Source organism: Aliiroseovarius halocynthiae (assembly GCF_007004645.1).
GTDB lineage: Bacteria > Pseudomonadota > Alphaproteobacteria > Rhodobacterales > Rhodobacteraceae > Aliiroseovarius > Aliiroseovarius halocynthiae.
In genome coordinates this window covers 1,800,460-1,817,097 of record NZ_ML660019.1, presented here as the reverse complement: position 1 = coordinate 1,817,097, position 16,638 = coordinate 1,800,460, and the positions used below count along the sequence as shown (strand labels likewise).

At 57.1% G+C, this 16,638-nt stretch carries 12 protein-coding genes; 7 read left to right on the top strand and 5 right to left on the bottom strand.

Annotation, left to right across the window (positions count from 1 at the left end):
• Both FIL88_RS08935 and FIL88_RS08930 read right to left on the bottom strand, forming a co-directional pair.
• Positions 1-484 (bottom strand): transposase (locus FIL88_RS08935; protein ID WP_142853390.1); only part of this gene is annotated, 484 nt, incomplete at its 3' end.
• 467 nt (positions 485-951) lie between these two features.
• Positions 952-2,115 carry an FAD-dependent oxidoreductase gene (locus FIL88_RS08930; protein ID WP_142853389.1) on the bottom strand — a complete coding sequence of 388 codons (1,164 nt, stop codon included), beginning with the start codon at positions 2,113-2,115 and terminating at the stop codon, positions 952-954.
• Between the two features lie 464 nt (positions 2,116-2,579).
• On the opposite strand from FIL88_RS08930, the gene FIL88_RS08925 reads away from it, so the two are divergent.
• Positions 2,580-2,861 (top strand): hypothetical protein, encoded by a 282-nt coding sequence (locus tag FIL88_RS08925; RefSeq protein ID WP_142853388.1) that lies wholly within the window; start codon positions 2,580-2,582, stop codon positions 2,859-2,861.
• A 457-nt stretch (positions 2,862-3,318) separates the two neighbouring features.
• Here FIL88_RS08925 and FIL88_RS17115 read toward each other — a convergent pair whose 3' ends face one another.
• Positions 3,319-3,519 (bottom strand): IS66 family transposase, encoded by a 201-nt coding sequence (locus FIL88_RS17115; protein WP_221931131.1) that lies wholly within the window; start codon positions 3,517-3,519, stop codon positions 3,319-3,321.
• Between the two features lie 95 nt (positions 3,520-3,614).
• Here FIL88_RS17115 and FIL88_RS08915 point away from each other — a divergent pair, with 95 nt between their 5' ends.
• From FIL88_RS08915 to FIL88_RS08905, 3 genes are all read left to right on the top strand, one after another.
• Positions 3,615-4,355: an ABC transporter ATP-binding protein gene (locus tag FIL88_RS08915; RefSeq protein WP_142853387.1), complete on the top strand. Its 741-nt coding sequence runs from the start codon at positions 3,615-3,617 to the stop codon at positions 4,353-4,355.
• Positions 4,356-4,358: 3 nt separating this feature from the next.
• Positions 4,359-5,990, top strand: a complete 1,632-nt coding sequence (locus FIL88_RS08910; RefSeq protein ID WP_142853386.1) for a putative ABC exporter domain-containing protein — start codon at positions 4,359-4,361, stop codon at positions 5,988-5,990.
• 1,239 nt (positions 5,991-7,229) lie between these two features.
• Positions 7,230-8,480, top strand: a complete 1,251-nt coding sequence (locus FIL88_RS08905; protein WP_142853385.1) for an imelysin family protein — start codon at positions 7,230-7,232, stop codon at positions 8,478-8,480.
• Positions 8,481-8,584: 104 nt separating this feature from the next.
• Here FIL88_RS08905 and FIL88_RS08900 read toward each other — a convergent pair whose 3' ends face one another.
• Both FIL88_RS08900 and FIL88_RS08895 read right to left on the bottom strand, forming a co-directional pair.
• Positions 8,585-9,694 carry a CaiB/BaiF CoA transferase family protein gene (locus FIL88_RS08900; RefSeq protein ID WP_142853384.1) on the bottom strand — a complete coding sequence of 370 codons (1,110 nt, stop codon included), beginning with the start codon at positions 9,692-9,694 and terminating at the stop codon, positions 8,585-8,587.
• Positions 9,695-9,702: 8 nt separating this feature from the next.
• Positions 9,703-10,284 (bottom strand): cupin domain-containing protein, encoded by a 582-nt coding sequence (locus FIL88_RS08895; RefSeq protein ID WP_142853383.1) that lies wholly within the window; start codon positions 10,282-10,284, stop codon positions 9,703-9,705.
• Between the two features lie 136 nt (positions 10,285-10,420).
• Between FIL88_RS08895 and gabT the strand changes: the two genes are divergently transcribed.
• From gabT to FIL88_RS08880, 3 genes are all read left to right on the top strand, one after another.
• A complete protein-coding gene (gabT, locus tag FIL88_RS08890) occupies positions 10,421-11,716 on the top strand; it encodes a 4-aminobutyrate--2-oxoglutarate transaminase (RefSeq protein ID WP_142853382.1) in 1,296 nt (431 codons plus the stop codon).
• 3 nt (positions 11,717-11,719) lie between these two features.
• Positions 11,720-12,931 (top strand): acyl-CoA dehydrogenase, encoded by a 1,212-nt coding sequence (locus tag FIL88_RS08885; protein WP_142853381.1) that lies wholly within the window; start codon positions 11,720-11,722, stop codon positions 12,929-12,931.
• 113 nt (positions 12,932-13,044) lie between these two features.
• Complete coding sequence (locus FIL88_RS08880) at positions 13,045-16,629, top strand: hydantoinase B/oxoprolinase family protein (RefSeq protein WP_142853380.1); 3,585 nt, start codon at positions 13,045-13,047, stop codon at positions 16,627-16,629.
• Positions 16,630-16,638 lie beyond the last annotated feature (9 nt).

Sequence of the window (16,638 nt, the reverse complement as noted above, 5' to 3'; positions counted from 1 at the left end):
ACCAGTTCAGTTGGGGAGGCTCAGGGGTGCGTGGAATACCCAACTTGGCCAGTGTCCGACGCGCTGACAGATGGCTTTCTTCCACGAGCCGAATAATCTCCAGCTTCTCTGATGCGGCATACCTCATTCGTGGTCGTCCCCATCCCCGAGTGTGCTTTTTTGAGAAGACGCAGCTCAAGCGTCTGTTCCCCACCTCCTTGAGATCCTTTGCCTCGCGGCGCAGTGCTTTGACTTCATCGGTGTTTGCTGCACGCGCTGTGTCACCTGCCAGCCGCTTCTTCCCAGCCTCCATGAAGTCCTTCGACCATTTGTAATAGATGCCTTGGGATATGCCTTCACGACGGCACAGCCCTGCAATGCTGTCCTCACCACGCAGGCCATCAAGCACGATCCTGATCTTCTCTTCGGATGAATAATGCTTGCGCGTGGCGCGTTTGATATCTTTGACGATCTTCTCGCCAGGGCTCTTCGTTGTCTTTCTCATCGTCTACTCCTCGGTGGCTACGATGAGCAACAAACACTCTCTTAGCAAATAACCCTATTTGGACCCATAGGCGCTGACGTCAGACACAGAAAGTGCGATTTCGGAATTTGAGACTCTGATCGGGAAAACGCTTCCTGCCGGGTATCGCCGCTATCTGGCGGAGTTCAACGGTTCTCTTCCGGTCGAGCGGGTGTATTGTTTTTCGAGTGGTGGGGATCAGGTTAGTATAAGCACCATGTTTGGACTTCATAGTGGACCAGATTATGAGCGCTTGGATCGCCAATGGGATCTGTCCAGATACTACGATCTTGGCCGATGGGAGAGAAAACTACGTTCGTTTTAGTGTTCGCCGACACCGCGACTGGCGACCCGTGGTCAGAACCTGAAGCACGCCACCATCCTGCACAATCGCTGCGTTGCCGCCCAGACACGTCGGTACATTGGCCTGCGAGAATTGCGGGACTTCTCTAGCGCGCCTTGGGAGATCGCTCAGGCTCTTTCGATGGAAGATTCTGAAACTTCTTCATAAACGCCCGATCAATGTAATCCTTCCATCGCCACAGCCCCGGTAACGTCATGGCCAGCCCCCACTTTTCTGCCAAGGCACGCTTGCCCCCCATCGAGATAAGCTTCAGATAGTCTTGCTGCGGTTTAAACGGACGCAACGCACCACCTGTCAGAGAAGCGTGTAAATTATGTGCCAGCACGGGGGCCGCACGCACTGCAAACACCCCTGCTTTCGGGCGAGGATTATGTACCATCTCGGCACAGTCTCCGACAGCAAACAATCCTGGGCATCCTTCGACTTGAAGCGCTGGATCCACAAGAATGAAGCCGCTAGGCGTGAGAGGCAAAGCCGTCTGTTGCAACCAGCCATGAGCAAATGCACCCGCTGACCCGACTGTGAAGCGAGAGTTCAATCTCGTGCCATCTGCCAGCTCGACGTCACCCGCCGTGATCCGTACCGCAGTGGCGTTGGCATGTAGCTGCACCCCTAAATCGCGCATAGCTGCGCGCAACGGACCTCGCGCAGACCTAGCACGGGCGGTAATGTCACCCCCTGCCTCTATCAAATGCACCTGCTTATCCACGTTGCTCTGCAATGCATAAGCCATAGCCAAAGCCAGTTCGACACCGGCAACACCGGCCCCGATGACCGCAACATGCGCCAAGGTCTCGCCCGCCGCTACGCCGGCCAAGAAAGCTTGCCAACGTGCTGCGTAGACATCCAATGGCTTCACACCACTTGCATGTTCTACAAAGCCAGAGATGTCCGGCATCTGCGCATGGATTCCAATATCGACCGAAGCAACATCATACCCAATCCGACGCCCCCCATCGACAGAAATCACCTGGGCCTTTGGATCGATCGCTGTCGCGTGGCCAATGATCAGACGGGCACCCGCAAACCGCGCCAGTTTTACCAGATCAATGTCCAGTTCTTCACGTGTGTAATGCCCAGCGACATGCCCCGGCAACATGCCGGAATACGGGGCTGCGGGGGCTGGGTTAATCAGCGTTAACCGCGCACCCGCCAAGGACCTTAATCCCCATTCCCGCAGAACGAGCGCATGAGCATGCCCCCCCCCGATTAACACGAGATCTTTTTTCAGTTCGGGTTGAGCCTGCATTCGGAGCACCTGCGAAACCAATGTCTAAGGCGATACCTGAACAAGAGCGCATTGGCCACTAGCAAGCCTTTACAAGCGTGACATTGATCAGTTGGCGCTGTTGTGATCCCGGTTGGCTTCCAGATTCCTGGTCATTTTCACATGGGGGACCAACCAGGGGGCCGTGAGCATTCACTTATATGGTCTGCGACAATTGGGGACACACCCACGGGGCTGTGCTCCTCCCCAGGCGCTGAGCACTGATGCTGCCGCATCAAGGTTTGTCCGATCTCAGAGCACCGACAGCAACCAAATGGATGCAAAGTATCCTGCTTGGGCTGCCGCCGTCATTCTTTGGGCCACCTTTGATCCTTGCACACCCGCTCCTCGTCGGAGGCCAGACGGTTGCAGACGCAACCAGTCATAAATGAGAGGAGAAAGACGATGCCATCCTACATGCCGAATCCTATGACATCACCGCCAACGTGCTCTACGACAAAAGCCGTGAAGACTACGCCGGCAAGGCAAGCAAGAGCCGTAACAACTGGGGTGATCATGTTGTGGATTATGAAATCCAGTTCAGTGATGGAGATCAGATTGATTGCGAGCTGGCGAAGGCATGGGAGATCAACCAGGCCAATACCGGTCCGTACTTTGAAGACTGCGAAAGCCGGGATATCCTCGAAACCCACTCAATGCGCCCGCCGGGTGTTTACGAATTGCGGCTAAAACACTCCGCCAGCCCGCTATCTTTCTTGAGATGCTGAACCAAGACGTGGACAAGTGCTTGGCTTTATGCCTCGGATGCGCAGGTCATTGGCCCAAACTTCGCACGGATTACTGATCGTGCTGTGATCTTCGATACAGGCCCGAAGCCTCCGGGTGATGGCTTCATTGGGGTCAATGCTGAGTTCCAAACGAAAAGCATCAATCACCTCTGACGCCGCGACTTTGACGGTCTGCGTCAGAATATACTGGCGCTCATGCTCCATAATGATGAGCCCGGGCTGTTGCGACAGGACACGCCCTGTTCCGCTGCCTTGGCAGCGTAATGCCAGGGGAGGGGCTCGTCGAGGCGTGTGATCTTGGGGTCTGTGAACGGTGCGGGATTCCATGTGAGCCAAGCTTGTGGATCAATGTCGTTCAGCCTGGCAGTTTAGATCAACGTATAGGCGATGGCCATGGCTTTTCCGCCACCCTCGGAACCTGCGAGCATTCAGTTCTTTAGACTATGGCGACGGGCTTGACGGCCCTTTCGGCTGTGTTGTTGTCGAGGCCCAATTGACCGTTGCTGAGATATGCGCGTGCTTTTGGTATCCGGCTAAGTGCATAGCGGATCGTTTTGGCAGTGGTGATTTGCCCGAGGTTCTCCGCATTCCCGCTCAAATAGAGGAACAGTTTATGATTTGGACATAGAGTTGCCATGAATTGGTGCAAAATGCCGCTGGCTTGAGTGATGTTGGAGTATACATCTGACCGCTCGGCCGCAGGTGAACCGGAAAATCTTGAGCAAAGAACATATGATCACAGTCACAAATTTCAGCAAGCAGTACAAAGGCTTCACGGCCGTGAAGGACCTGAGCTTTTCGGTTGAACCCGGCCAGATCCTTGGGTTGCTCGGGCCGAACGGGGCGGGCAAGACAACGACTTTGCGTACTTTGTGCGGGATTATCCCTCCGACCTCGGGACGCCTTTTGATTGCCGGCCATGATATTGCCGAGGCACCCATAGCAGCCAAACAGAACATTGGCTATATTCCCGACGATCCGCGGCTATTTGATACCATGACAGTCTGGGAGCATCTGGCGTTCACGGCGGCGGCCTACAAAGTCGCAGATTTTGAGGAATCTGCCGAAGCGCTTCTTATGTCATTCGAACTTACACACAAGCGCGATACGCTCGTCCATAATTTGTCTCGCGGTATGCGCCAAAAAGTGGCGATCGCCTGCGCCTTCTTGCACGATCCAAAGGTCATCCTGTTTGATGAGCCGCTGACGGGGCTCGATCCTCAAGGCATCCGGGGTATCAAGCAGGCGATCCGCGAACGTGCGCAAGCCGGTGCAGCTATCATCATTAGCTCGCACCTTTTGAGCCTGTTCGAGGATTTATGTACGCATATCATGGTGTTGAACCTGGGTGAATGCCGTCTATTCGGCACGATGGGCAGCGTACTGAGCGAGTTCGGCCAGAACGACGATAGCTCAGCCCTTGAAGAGGCGTATTTCACAATCACCCAGAACAAAGAGATGGATCAGGCATAAGCTATGGATCAAGCGCTTTTTCGTCTTCTTATGATGCGAATGCGCGGCGGTTTCCGCCTGCGCCTGATGCAGTTGACAAGCTTGCGTGGCTTGCTTTTCTTTCTTGCATTTTTCGGGATCATTTGGCTGCTCGTCGCAACCAGCGGCGCCTCGTCGGACATGGGGGCCATGTCTGATGCAGCCTTGAATCGGCAAACTTTAAGCGCGCAGATCAGCACTTTCATGCCGATCAGCATGCTTGCGATGTCGCTGCTGACAGTAGCGCTGACGACCGGGCCCACATTTCATTTTTCGCCAGCCGAGATCAATTTTCTTTACACTGGGCCGTTCCATCGGCGCGACCTAATCATCTACAAATTTAGTGCCTACGTTGCCGGGGCCACCCTAAGCAGTGCGCTGATCGCCGTTCTTGCGCAGGGGCAAACAGGCTCAGCCCTTTCTGCCTTCTTCGCGTCGCTTCTGACGATCATATTCGTTCAGTTAAACAGCGCCGTCATCGTCATGGCCGCTCAGACGCTGGAAGGCAGCAGGCTTGCGCGGATACGATATCCCGTAATTGTGCTGTTTTTCGCAGCTGCAGCAGCCAGCATCGTTTATGCATGGACAGTGCCCGACCGTAGCCTCTTTGACCTCTTATCCGCGTTTCGACATTCGTGGATCGGCACCATAATCCTGATACCGTACATTGTGTTTGCGGAACTCTTCGTGTCGTCATCGCTGCCGCAACAGGCCTTTTGGGCCTGCATTGCGCTCCTCATCAACACTGCACTGCTGCGCGCGATTATTGTGCTTGACGCCCGCACGACAGACCGCGCCCTAAGCGAAAACGCCCGAGCGAGCAACCGATGGGAGCGCGTTAAGCAAGGAGGATCTTACTGGGCCACCCAACGAGCCGAGGTGCGCTCGATCCGCCGTTCGCCAACTTGGGGGGGGCTAGGCCCCATTGCTTGGCGACAGGCCTTGAACGTTGCCCGAAATTCTTTGAAAGTCGTCGTCGTGTTCGTTGGCATCGCCACCTGTGCCGGGCCGCTTGTTGCGGCGGTCGGTATACCCCTTTCAGACCCGCGGGTTTTGACAGTTATTTACACCTTTTTCGGGTTCATCCTGCCGCGCACACTGGTTTGCGATTTTCGCGGCGACCTGAGCAGGATGGAAATCTACAAGACCCTGCCCATCGCCCCGTGGCGCATCTGCGCAGGCCAACTCGTAGTTCAGGTGCTTGTTACCTATGTCATCGCTTTGCCCCTGATCGTCAGCATCATCGTCTTTGAAAAAGGTTCCGTCACATCTGGCGCACTAGTCCTTGCGGCTTTTGCACTCCCTTTGATTGTGCTCATCTATACAGTCGAGAACACGATACATCTTTTGTTTCCGAAAAAACTGGTTCCGATGGGGCGGGCAGACTTCGAATTTCTTGGACGCTCACTTGTCGAGTTCATTGCGAAGACGATTGTCGTTTTGGCTGCTGCTGCGGCATCGGCTGCCGTAGGGTATTTTACATTAACAGCGTTTGGAACCTCTTTGGCTCTACCAGTGTTGGCTAGCTGGATAACCTTGACCTTGATCGTGCTTCTGACGGTAGTCATGATGCAATATGCTTTCCGCCGGTTCGCAATGGCTGAAACCGTCGACTAGGGTGAAGAATTAAGAACCCGCCCAGAGCTGATCAATACTGCACGCTCGTTTACGATCGCCTACCAGCGTTGCTCTGGTGTCTCTGGGAATATTTCTGGCGCGAGGCGGTGAGCCAGATCGAAATGGTGCTCAAGCAGGCATTGGTGGATTAATGTGGCATAGGTGGCGGCAATCCCACCACGGCGCATTTCGCGTACATAATCCTGCTCCCGTGCAACGGGATGTGTTACGCTTTGGAACGAAAATCGATGACCTTAGAAAGGCGTTTCCAAGCCGTAGGAAAAAGCAAATCGAAGATATTATCTTGGGCATCATCATTTCGATGGTTTCTGAACCTGAATTCGAGCGGAAACTGCACGAATTTGGGTTTCTTGATTCGGACCACCTGCAGTCTTGATATCATCCAAAAACAGCAGTCCTCGGCGCAAATTTGCCCAATCGAAGGGGCGTCAGACGCCGTCAGTTCGGCTTGGATACATCAAGTACAAAGACATCAATAAGAAAATCGCAATCTGATCAATATTGCGCATGACCATGTGATTCCGGCTTCCTGCTCTTTGATCACCCCGATGGTTTGGGCTTCCGTGAATCGGCCCTTTCGCATTCATTTGCTCCTTCAAAAGGTTGAGCAAACTCCACATTGAAGCGAGGGAAGTCTCGGGGGCAGGTCACGAATTGGCTGCATTGGTTGCGTCGGCCATGACGATAACAAAGCTGATGATGTCTTTGGCCGTTCTTGGGTGCTTTGTGATTATCGGGCGGGTGCTATGTATTGAGTAGCTGGCGAAGACGACAGTATGGTGGGGTGTGATTGCTCCAGCCCAACTGCTCGGAACAATATTTGATCTGTTCCCAACGAGGCCTGTCGAGGTCGAGTATTTGGGCACTCTTGACGGTGCGCACAGTGCTGGAAGGATAATCGTACCTGGCAGGCCCCCCGCGCTACTTGAAATCTATAGGTGGAGCATGGGATCAAGTTCGTCATGTCTGCCCTTCAGCAGCTTCTTAGCGATCATCAGAACTGGTTTCAGAATCTTGATTCCCTGTTGGAGACCGGAGTGCGGAGCGACGCTAGCGGGTTCCAGCATAGAAGAGGCTGCGCTATGGATGCGGCCTGACCTAAGGGCGTGTTCTGTTTCGTAACGGAATTGTAAATCTGATAAAAAAGATAAGAATAAGCTTTACCCGACAAAAAGACTTTGCTACCTCGGCTGAGACATTATTTCACGAGGTTTCCCCATGATCCGCACATCTCTGCTGGCAACGTGTATTGCCAGTCTATCCGCTTCGGCTATCTTTGCAGCAACTCCTGAAGAGGTTGTATCGAACTATGCCAACATTGCATTGGCTGGCTACGAAGACAGCCTAGCCACTGCAAAGACCCTGAAAGCGTCTGTCGAGGCTCTGGCCTCAGCGCCGTCTGACGCCACGCTGGAAGCCGCCAAGGAAGCATGGCTGGAAGCCCGCGTTCCCTATCAACAGACCGAGGCTTTCCGTTTCGGCAACCCGACCGTCGATGACTGGGAAGGCAAAGTAAATGCCTGGCCGCTGGACGAAGGCCTGATCGACTATGTTGCAGCAGACTTTGGCGCGAATGACGAAAACCCGTTTTCGACCGCAAACGTGATTGCCAACGCCCAGCTGAATGTTGGTGGAGCCACAATCGACGCAGCGACCATCACGCCCGCGCTGCTGGAAGGCCTGCACGAAGTTGAAGGCATCGAAGCAAACGTCGCAACCGGCTATCACGCCATCGAATTCCTGCTGTGGGGCCAAGACCTGTCGGGCACCGATCACGGCGCAGGTACGCGTCCGGCCTCGGATTTTGATGCTGCGAATTGTACAGGCGGCAACTGTGACCGCCGCGTTCAGTATCTTGTCGCTGCGACTGACCTGTTGATTTCGGATCTGGAAGACGCGGTTGCCAACTGGTCGGAAGGTGGGCAAGGCCGTACCGACGTGACCACCGACGCCGCCAAAGGTGTGAAGATGGCTTTCACTGGCATCGGGTCGCTGTCCTATGGCGAACAGGCTGGCGAGCGTATGAAGCTGGGCCTTCTGTTGAACGATCCAGAAGAAGAGCATGACTGCTTCTCGGACAACACTCACAATTCGCACTATTTCGACGGGTTGGGCATCCGCAATGTCTATACTGGTCGTTATGTCCGCATCGACGGTTCGGTTGTTGAAGGTGCGTCGCTCTATGATCTGGTGAAAGCTGCTGATGGTGCGCTGGCCGACAATCTGCTTGGCGAAATGAACGCGACGATGATCGCGCTGGGTGACATCCGCACCGCTGCAGAAAGCGGCACGTCCTATGACCAGATGCTGGGTGCAGGCCATGCAGGCGGTGCACTGGTTCAGAACGCAATTGATCACCTTGTCGCGCAGACCCGCAACATCGAACGTGCAGTTGCCGCTGTCGGCGCTGGTGAAATCGAAGTTGAGGGTTCGGACAGCTTGGACAACGAAGCCGCTGTGTTCGAATAAGAACCAAAGGCAAGGTTGAGCAGTGAGGGCAGGCGCGGCGCGTCTGCCCTTTTCATTTTCCGAGACGTTCCATACGCGCTGCCGTCAGGCGTTCCGTGTGCGGCTTAGTCCGATTTGGGAAGCATTGGGGCGGTTTTTTCAAGCTTCAGTTCTGCGTCTGAAAACACCCACGGTCCGCGTACGCCCGGTACGCCTTCTGGCGTGATGTGCATTTCGCGATGTTGGATCTGTGGGTTTTGGAAGGTTTGCTCCATCGTATTGATTGGACCTGCTGGAACAGTCGCATCTTCCAAGGCCGCCAAGATGTCCGTCATGGTCCAATTCGCCAGGCTATCTTCGATCGCGGGGGTCAACGTGTCGCGATGGGCAACGCGGTCGGAATTCGTGCTGTAACGCGCATCTGTCGCCAAGTCTGTACGGTTGATGACTTTGCAGAACCGCTGGAACTGCCCGTCATTGCCAACTGCCAGAATGATATGCCCGTCTTTCACCGGGCACACCTGATAAGGGGCGATATTTGGGTGCTCGTTGCCCAACCGGTCGGGGCTGGTTCCGGTGACCAGATAGTTCATCGCCTGATTGGCCATCAAGGCAGTGGCACAGTCCAGAAGGCTCATGTCGATATGTTGACCGCGACCTGTGCGGTGGCGCTGTTCGACAGCTGCAAGAATGCCGATGGTGCCGTAAAGTCCCGTGACGATGTCAGTGATTGCCACGCCCACTTTCTGGGGCTGTCCTGCCGGGTCACCAGTCACGGACATCAGCCCCGATAGCCCTTGCAGAAGAAAGTCATATCCCGCCCGCTTGGCCCACGGCCCATCCTGTCCAAACCCGGTGACCGAGCAATAGATCAGGCGCGGGTTTAGTTTGGACAGGCTATCATAATTCAGCCCGTATTTCGCCAACCCTCCGACCTTGAAGTTCTCGACCAGAATGTCGGCGTCTTTGATCAGGTTACGTACCTTCTCTTGCCCTTCGGGTGTGCGGAAATCGGCAGTGATCACGTCCTTGCCCCGGTTAGCACAGTAGTAATAGGCGGCGGTTTTATCCCCATCACGCTCGATAAAGGGCGGTCCCCAGCCGCGGGTGTCATCACCGGTTTCTGCCTCGACCTTCACCACGTCTGCGCCCAAGTCGGCCAGCGATTGACCGATCCATGGCCCAGCCAGAATGCGCGCGAGTTCTACGACTTTCAGTCCTTCAAGCGGGTGCATGGAAGCTCCTATAGATATGGCGGCGTGCAGGCCGAGATGACCCGGGCCGGCCGGTCTGAGATGTTGCGGAACCGGTGTGGCTCGCGCGAGTTGAACAGATAGGAATCGCCGGTTTTCAACACGCGGGTTTCCTCGCCCACGGTTATTTCCAACTCGCCCTCGATCACGATGCCGCCTTCGTTGGCCTCGTGTTCAATCATGGTTTCGCCAGTGTCTGCGCCGGGTTCATAGAACTCTTGCAGCACCTGAAGCCCGTGCGCTTTCGCGTCGCCCACCTGCTTAATGGTGATCATCCGTTGTGCGGCTTCGTTGTCCTGATACAGCGCCGAGGTCAGGTCGCGCAGCTCGCTCGGCGTGAAGAAAACTTGCTGGGTGGTCGGGGCTTCAGGCTCAAAAAACTCGGACATGGACATCTGAAATCCGCCCAAAATTTTGCGCAGGCTTGCAACAGACGGTGACGAGTGGTTGCGCTCGATCATTGAGATCTGGCCGTGGGGCACACCCGCTGCTTCGGCCAGCTGCCTTTGAGATAAGCCGAATTGCTGCCTCAGCTCTTTCAGGCGGGTGCCAACGTCAAACTCATCATGCATACCTGATCCCCTTTGCCTACGTTCACTTGGCCCTGCGGCGAGTCTCTGCTTTTCAATATACTGCGCAAAATTTTGATAGCATTGCTCAGGATTTTGCGCAATATGGCATGGAATCAAATTCTGACAGGGGGTTCGCATGTCGAATACTGACGCTCTCAAATCCCGCCGCGCGGATGCCGTGGCAAATGGTGTTGCCACCCGTGGCATCTATGCCGCGTGCGCTGAGAATGCCGAGCTGTGGGACGTGGATGGCAAGCGATTCATCGACTTCGCTGCAGGGATTGCGGTGAACAATACGGGTCACCGCCACCCCAAAGTGATGGCCGCCGTTGCCCAACAGGCCGAGGCGTTTACCCACACCTGTTTCCACGTTGCGCCTTATGAAGGCTATGTATCGCTGGCCGAACGTTTGAATGCTGCCACGCCGGGCGATTTCGACAAGAAAACCATGCTGGTGACCACGGGTGCGGAAGCGGTTGAAAACGCAGTGAAAATGGCCCGCGCATTCACGGGCCGGTCGGGTGTGATCGCTTTTTCCGGCGCCTTCCACGGTCGCACCCTGATGGGCATGGCGCTGTGCGGCAAGGTGAACCCTTATAAGAAAGCCTTCGGTGCGATGCCGCCCGAAGTCCTGCACGCCCCGTTCCCGAACGCCTTCCACGGAGTTTCGGTCGAGCAGTCGCTGGCCATTCTGGACAACATGCTGAAAAGCTCGATTGATCCCGAGCGTGTTGCCGCGATGATCATCGAGCCCGTACAGGGCGAAGGTGGCTTCAACATCGCGCCACCCGAGTTCCTGAAGGCCATTCGCGCCATTTGTGATGAGCACGGCATCATCCTGATCGCGGACGAAGTTCAGGCTGGGATTGCCCGGACCGGCAAAATGTTTGCCTTCGATCATGCGGGGGTTGCCGCTGATCTGGTGACAATGGCAAAGGGTCTGGCCGGGGGTTTCCCCCTGTCCGCCGTGACGGGCCGGGCCGAAATCGTTGATGCAGCCCCTGCGGGTGGCATCGGCGGGACATATGCCGGGAATCCGCTGGCCGTTGCGGCATCGCACGCCGTTTTGGATGTGATCGACGAAGAAAAACTGTGCGATCGCGCCACTGAAATTGGTGAAAAGATCAACGCCCGCCTGACCGAACTCGCTTCCCGTCAAGGCATGGAAGCCATCGGCGATGTGCGTGGTCTGGGCGCAATGGTGGCCTTTGAACTGGTCACCGACCGCGACACCAACGCGCCGGACGCTGCCCTGACCATGGCCATCGTGGCCGAGGCCGAGGCGCGCGGTCTGATCATCCTGCCTTGCGGCACCCGTGGCAACGCCGTACGTCTGTTGCCGCCCCTGACTGTTCCAGCCGATCAGCTGGACGAAGCCCTTGATATTCTGGAAGCCTCAATCGAGGCCGCCATCAACGCGAAAGGAGTCTGAGACATGGCCGATCTTGCCCCTCAATCCCGCCCCGAACTGTCCAGCTTCAACTGGGAAGACCCGTTTCTGCTGGAAGACCAGTTGAATGAAGACGAACGCATGATCCGCGACGCGGCGAAAGCCTATTGCGCCGAGAAACTGGCCCCCCGCGTGACCGAGGCCTATGCGACCGAGACCACCGACCCGGAAATCTTCGCCGAGATGGGCGAAATGGGTCTGCTGGGCACCACCATCCCAGAAGAATACGGCGGCATCGGAGCTGGTTACGTGACCTATGGACTGGTCGCCCGCGAGGTAGAGGGTATCGACAGCGGCTATCGCTCGATGATGTCGGTGCAGTCGTCCTTGGTGATGTACCCGATCTATGCTTACGGCACCGAAGAGCAGCGCAAGAAATACCTGCCGAAGCTGGCCTCGGGCGAATGGATTGGCTGTTTTGGTCTGACCGAACCGGATGCGGGCTCGGATCCCGGCAGCATGAAAACCACGGCCAAGAAGGTCGATGGCGGCTATGTGCTGAATGGCTCGAAAATGTGGATTTCGAACGCACCGATCGCGGATGTGTTTGTGGTCTGGGCCAAGTCGGACGCCCATGGAGGTAAGATCCGTGGCTTCGTGTTGGAAAAGGGCATGAGGGGTCTGTCCGCGCCCAAAATCGAAAACAAGCTGAGCCTGCGCGCGTCGATCACCGGCGAGATTGTCATGGATAGCGTGGAAGTGTCAGAAGATGCGCTGCTGCCCAATGTGGAAGGATTGAAAGGTCCGTTCGGCTGTTTGAACCGTGCGCGTTACGGCATTGCGTGGGGCGCTATGGGCGCTGCTGAAAGCTGCTGGCATGCTGCGCGTCAGTACGGTCTGGATCGTAAGCAGTTCGGCAAACCGCTGGCGCAAACCCAGCTGTTCCAACTGAAGTTGGCCAACATGCAGACCGAGATTTCGCTGGGCCTGCAGGCCGCGCTGCGCGTTGGTCGTCTGATGGACGAAGCTAAAGCCGCGCCCGAGATGGTCTCGATCATCAAGCGCAACAACTGTGGCAAGGCGCTTGAGATCGCGCGTCACGCCCGTGACATGCACGGCGGCAACGGCATCTCGCTGGAATTCAACGTCATCCGCCACATGGTGAACCTGGAGACGGTCAACACATATGAGGGCACCCATGACGTGCATGCCCTGATCCTGGGCCGTGCGCAGACCGGGCTGCAAGCGTTCTTCTGATCGCTGGATCATCTAGTAAATTGGGGCGCCCTTCGGGGCGCCCTTTTTCGTCTGCGCAATTGACATTTCCCGGCCCATGCCCGACCTCTGTCTGACGGATCAGGGAGGCGTGCATGTCGGACAGCAAGTGGGAGTTCTGGGTGGATCGTGGCGGCACGTTCACCGACATCGTGGCGCGTGATCCAGAAGGCGGGTTGCAAAGCCATAAGCTTCTCAGTGAAAACCCTGAACGTTACCGCGACGCGGCGGTGCAGGGCATTCGCGAGCTGTTGGGGCTGGGCGCGGATCAGGCGATCCCGAACGGGGCAATTGCTTCGGTCAAAATGGGCACGACGGTGGCAACCAATGCGCTTCTTGAACGGAAGGGCGACGATACGCTGCTTTTGATCACCAAAGGGTTCGGTGATCTGCTGCGCATCGGCTATCAAACCCGTCCGCGTCTATTTGATCTGCACATCAAACGCCCGGATTTGCTTTATGCAGCGGTCGAGGAAGTGGACGAGCGGCTGGACGCGGATGGAAATATCCTGTGTGCTATTGACGAAGAGGCCGTGCGCATGTTGTTGCAGCGCCATTTCGATGCGGGCATTCGTGGCGTCGCCATTGCCTTCCTCCATGGCTATCTGAACCCCGTTCATGAAGCGCAGGTGGCTAAAATCGCACGGGACATTGGATACACACAGGTGTCCGAAAGCCACGCAGTGTCACGTTTGTCCAAGCTGGTCAGTCGGGGCGATACGACCGTGGTCGATGCCTATCTGTCGCCCATTCTGCGCCGCTATGTGGAACAGGTTGCGGGGGCGCTGGACATTGGCACCGCCTGTGATCGACTGCTCTTTATGCAGTCGAATGGCGGTCTGACCGATGCGGGGATGTTTCAAGGCAAAGACGCGATCCTGTCCGGCCCGGCCGGCGGCATTGTCGGCATGGTCAAAACGGGCGAGGTCGCCGGGTTTGAGCACCTGATCGGGTTCGACATGGGCGGAACCTCAACCGATGTCAGCCATTATGCGGGCAGCTACGAGCGCAGCTTCGAGACCGAGGTCGCGGGTGTGCGTATGCGCGCGCCGATGATGGATATTCACACTGTCGCGGCGGGCGGCGGCTCGATCTGCCAATTCCGTGATGGCCGCTTTCAAGTCGGTCCCGAAAGTGCGGGCGCCAATCCCGGTCCGGCTGCGTATCGGCGTGGTGGGCCCCTGACGGTCACCGATTGCAACGTGATGCTGGGGCGTTTGCAGCCCGCCCACTTCCCACACGTCTTTGGCCCCAATGGAGACCAGCCGCTGGATGCGGATGTGGTGCGGCAGAAATTCGAAGCAATGGCGCAAGACATCGCGACCGAGACCGGTCAGCCAGCTCAAACGCCCGAGGATGTGGCCCGTGGCTTCCTGCGTATTGCGGTCGACAACATGGCCAACGCGATCAAGAAAATCTCGGTCGAGCGTGGGCATGATGTAACCCGATATGTGCTGCAGTGCTTTGGTGGGGCAGGGGGGCAGCACGCCTGTCTGGTTGCCGATGCGCTGGGTATGAAGACCGTGTTTTTGCATCCGTTTGCAGGCGTGTTGTCTGCCTACGGCATGGGGCTGGCCGAGATCCGCGCCCTGCGTCAGGAACAGTTTGATGCGTCGCTCGATGCGATGGAAGATGCCACATCGCGGTTGCAGGCACTGGCGTCCGATGCAGAAGCCGAAGTCGCCAAGCAGGGCGTCACGGACATCCACGTCGAACACATTGCGCATCTGCGATACGATGGCTCGCATCAAGCGCTTGAAGTGCCGTTTGGCGATGCCGTCCAGATGCGGGCGGATTTCGAAGCCGCACACGAGGCGCGTTTTGGCTTCCATTCCCCCGAACGCGCGATCCTGTTCGAAGTGCTGGCCGTTGAGGCCATTGGAACATCGGGCGAAGCGCCGCGTGGTCATGCGACCGGCGGTAACGATCAACCAGCCGATACCGTGCAACTGTGCACCGAAGCGGGCTGGCAGGATGTGCCGCTATACGATCGGGCGAACCTGTCTGCCGAGGCCCGTATCCTCGGCCCCGCGATCATTCGCGAGCCCACCGGCACGAATATGATCGAACCGGGCTGGCAGGCGCGGCAAGACGGACATGGCAACCTGATCCTTGAACGGGTCGAGGCTTTGGCCCGCGCCCATGCCGCAGGAACCGATGTTGATCCGGTGTTGCTCGAGGTCTTCAACAACCTTTTCATGTCTGTGGCCGATCAGATGGGGGCAACGCTGGCCAATACCTCGTGGTCGGTGAACATCAAGGAACGGCTCGATTTTTCCTGCGCGATTTTTGATGCATCGGGCGATCTGGTCGCGAATGCACCGCATGTGCCGGTGCATCTGGGGTCGATGTCCGATAGCATCCGGACGGTGATGCGTGACAACGCAGGGCAGGTGAAGCCGGGCGATGCATTTGTCCTGAACAGTCCTTTCAACGGCGGCACCCACCTGCCGGATGTGACCGTCGTGACACCGGTGTTCGTGGGTGACAGCATTGCCTTCTGGTTGGGCTCACGCGGGCACCATGCGGATATCGGAGGGCGCACGCCGGGCTCCGGCCCGCCTGACAGTACGCATATCGAGCACGAAGGCGTGTTGATCGAAAACACCCGGTTGGTGGCCGAAGGGCTGCTTCTGGAAGGTGACATGCGCGCGCTTCTGGCATCGGGTAAGTACCCGTGCCGGAACATCGAGCAGAACATGGCGGATCTGAAGGCACAGGTGGCGGCGAACGAGACAGGGCGTCAGGCGCTGTTGGGGGTGGTCGATCACTATGGGCTGGCCGTCGCGCAGGCTTACATGGGCCACGTGCAGGCCAATGCTGATGAAAGCGTGCGCCGCGTGATCGACCGACTGCGCGATGGGGCGTTTGTCTATCCAATGGATGGCGGGTCCGAGATCCGCGTCTCTGTCAGCGTCGACAAAGCCACACGCTCGGCCACGGTCGACTTCACAGGGACCTCGGATCAGCAGGCGGGCAACTATAACGCGCCCCTGTCGATCAGCCGTGCCGTAGTGCTTTACGTCTTCCGCACGCTGGTCGGTGCCGACATTCCGTTGAACGAGGGCTGTCTGGCGCCGCTGAATATTATCGTTCCCGAAGGTTCGATGCTGAACCCGCGCTATCCGGCGGCGGTGATTTCGGGCAATACAGAAGTCAGTCAAGCCGCCTGTAATGCGCTTTACGGAGCGCTGGGTGTGATTGCGGGGTCGCAAGGCACGATGAACAACTTCATCTGGGGCAACGAAGACTTCCAGAACTACGAGACTATTGCGGGGGGCACCGGCGCTGGGCCGGGCTTTGACGGGTGTGACGGCGTGCAAAGCCACATGACGAACACTCGCATGACCGATCCCGAGATCTTAGAAAAGCGCTTCCCGGTCCGGCTCGAGGAATTCTTGTTGCGTCAAGGATCGGGCGGGGCAGGTCAGTGGCGTGGCGGTGATGGCGTCGTGCGTCGGCTGCGCTTTCTCGCGCCGGTGACGGTCACAACGCTAAGCTCGCATCGCACGGTTCCGCCCTTTGGCAAAGACGGCGGGATGCCGGGTCAGGTGGGGGTGAATACGGCCGAGAGAGCCGATGGAACACGCATTCCGATGCCGGGAAATAGCGAAGTCACATTGGCCCCCGGTGACGTGTTCGAAATGTGCACACCCGGCGGCGGGGGGTGGGGCGACTGATGCCTTCCC

Excerpts from the sequence above, each read along its gene's own strand:
- FIL88_RS08930 (WP_142853389.1), bottom strand. The coding sequence starts at position 2,115 with ATGCAGGCTCAACCCGAACTGAAAAAAGATCTCGTGTTAATCGGGGGG.
- FIL88_RS17115 (WP_221931131.1), bottom strand. The coding sequence starts at position 3,519 with ATGGCAACTCTATGTCCAAATCATAAACTGTTCCTCTATTTGAGCGGG.
- FIL88_RS08915 (WP_142853387.1), top strand. The coding sequence starts at position 3,615 with ATGATCACAGTCACAAATTTCAGCAAGCAGTACAAAGGCTTCACGGCC.
- FIL88_RS08910 (WP_142853386.1), top strand. The coding sequence starts at position 4,359 with ATGGATCAAGCGCTTTTTCGTCTTCTTATGATGCGAATGCGCGGCGGT.
- FIL88_RS08905 (WP_142853385.1), top strand. The coding sequence starts at position 7,230 with ATGATCCGCACATCTCTGCTGGCAACGTGTATTGCCAGTCTATCCGCT.
- FIL88_RS08900 (WP_142853384.1), bottom strand. The coding sequence starts at position 9,694 with ATGCACCCGCTTGAAGGACTGAAAGTCGTAGAACTCGCGCGCATTCTG.
- FIL88_RS08895 (WP_142853383.1), bottom strand. The coding sequence starts at position 10,284 with ATGCATGATGAGTTTGACGTTGGCACCCGCCTGAAAGAGCTGAGGCAG.
- gabT (WP_142853382.1), top strand. The coding sequence starts at position 10,421 with ATGTCGAATACTGACGCTCTCAAATCCCGCCGCGCGGATGCCGTGGCA.
- FIL88_RS08885 (WP_142853381.1), top strand. The coding sequence starts at position 11,720 with ATGGCCGATCTTGCCCCTCAATCCCGCCCCGAACTGTCCAGCTTCAAC.
- FIL88_RS08880 (WP_142853380.1), top strand. The coding sequence starts at position 13,045 with ATGTCGGACAGCAAGTGGGAGTTCTGGGTGGATCGTGGCGGCACGTTC.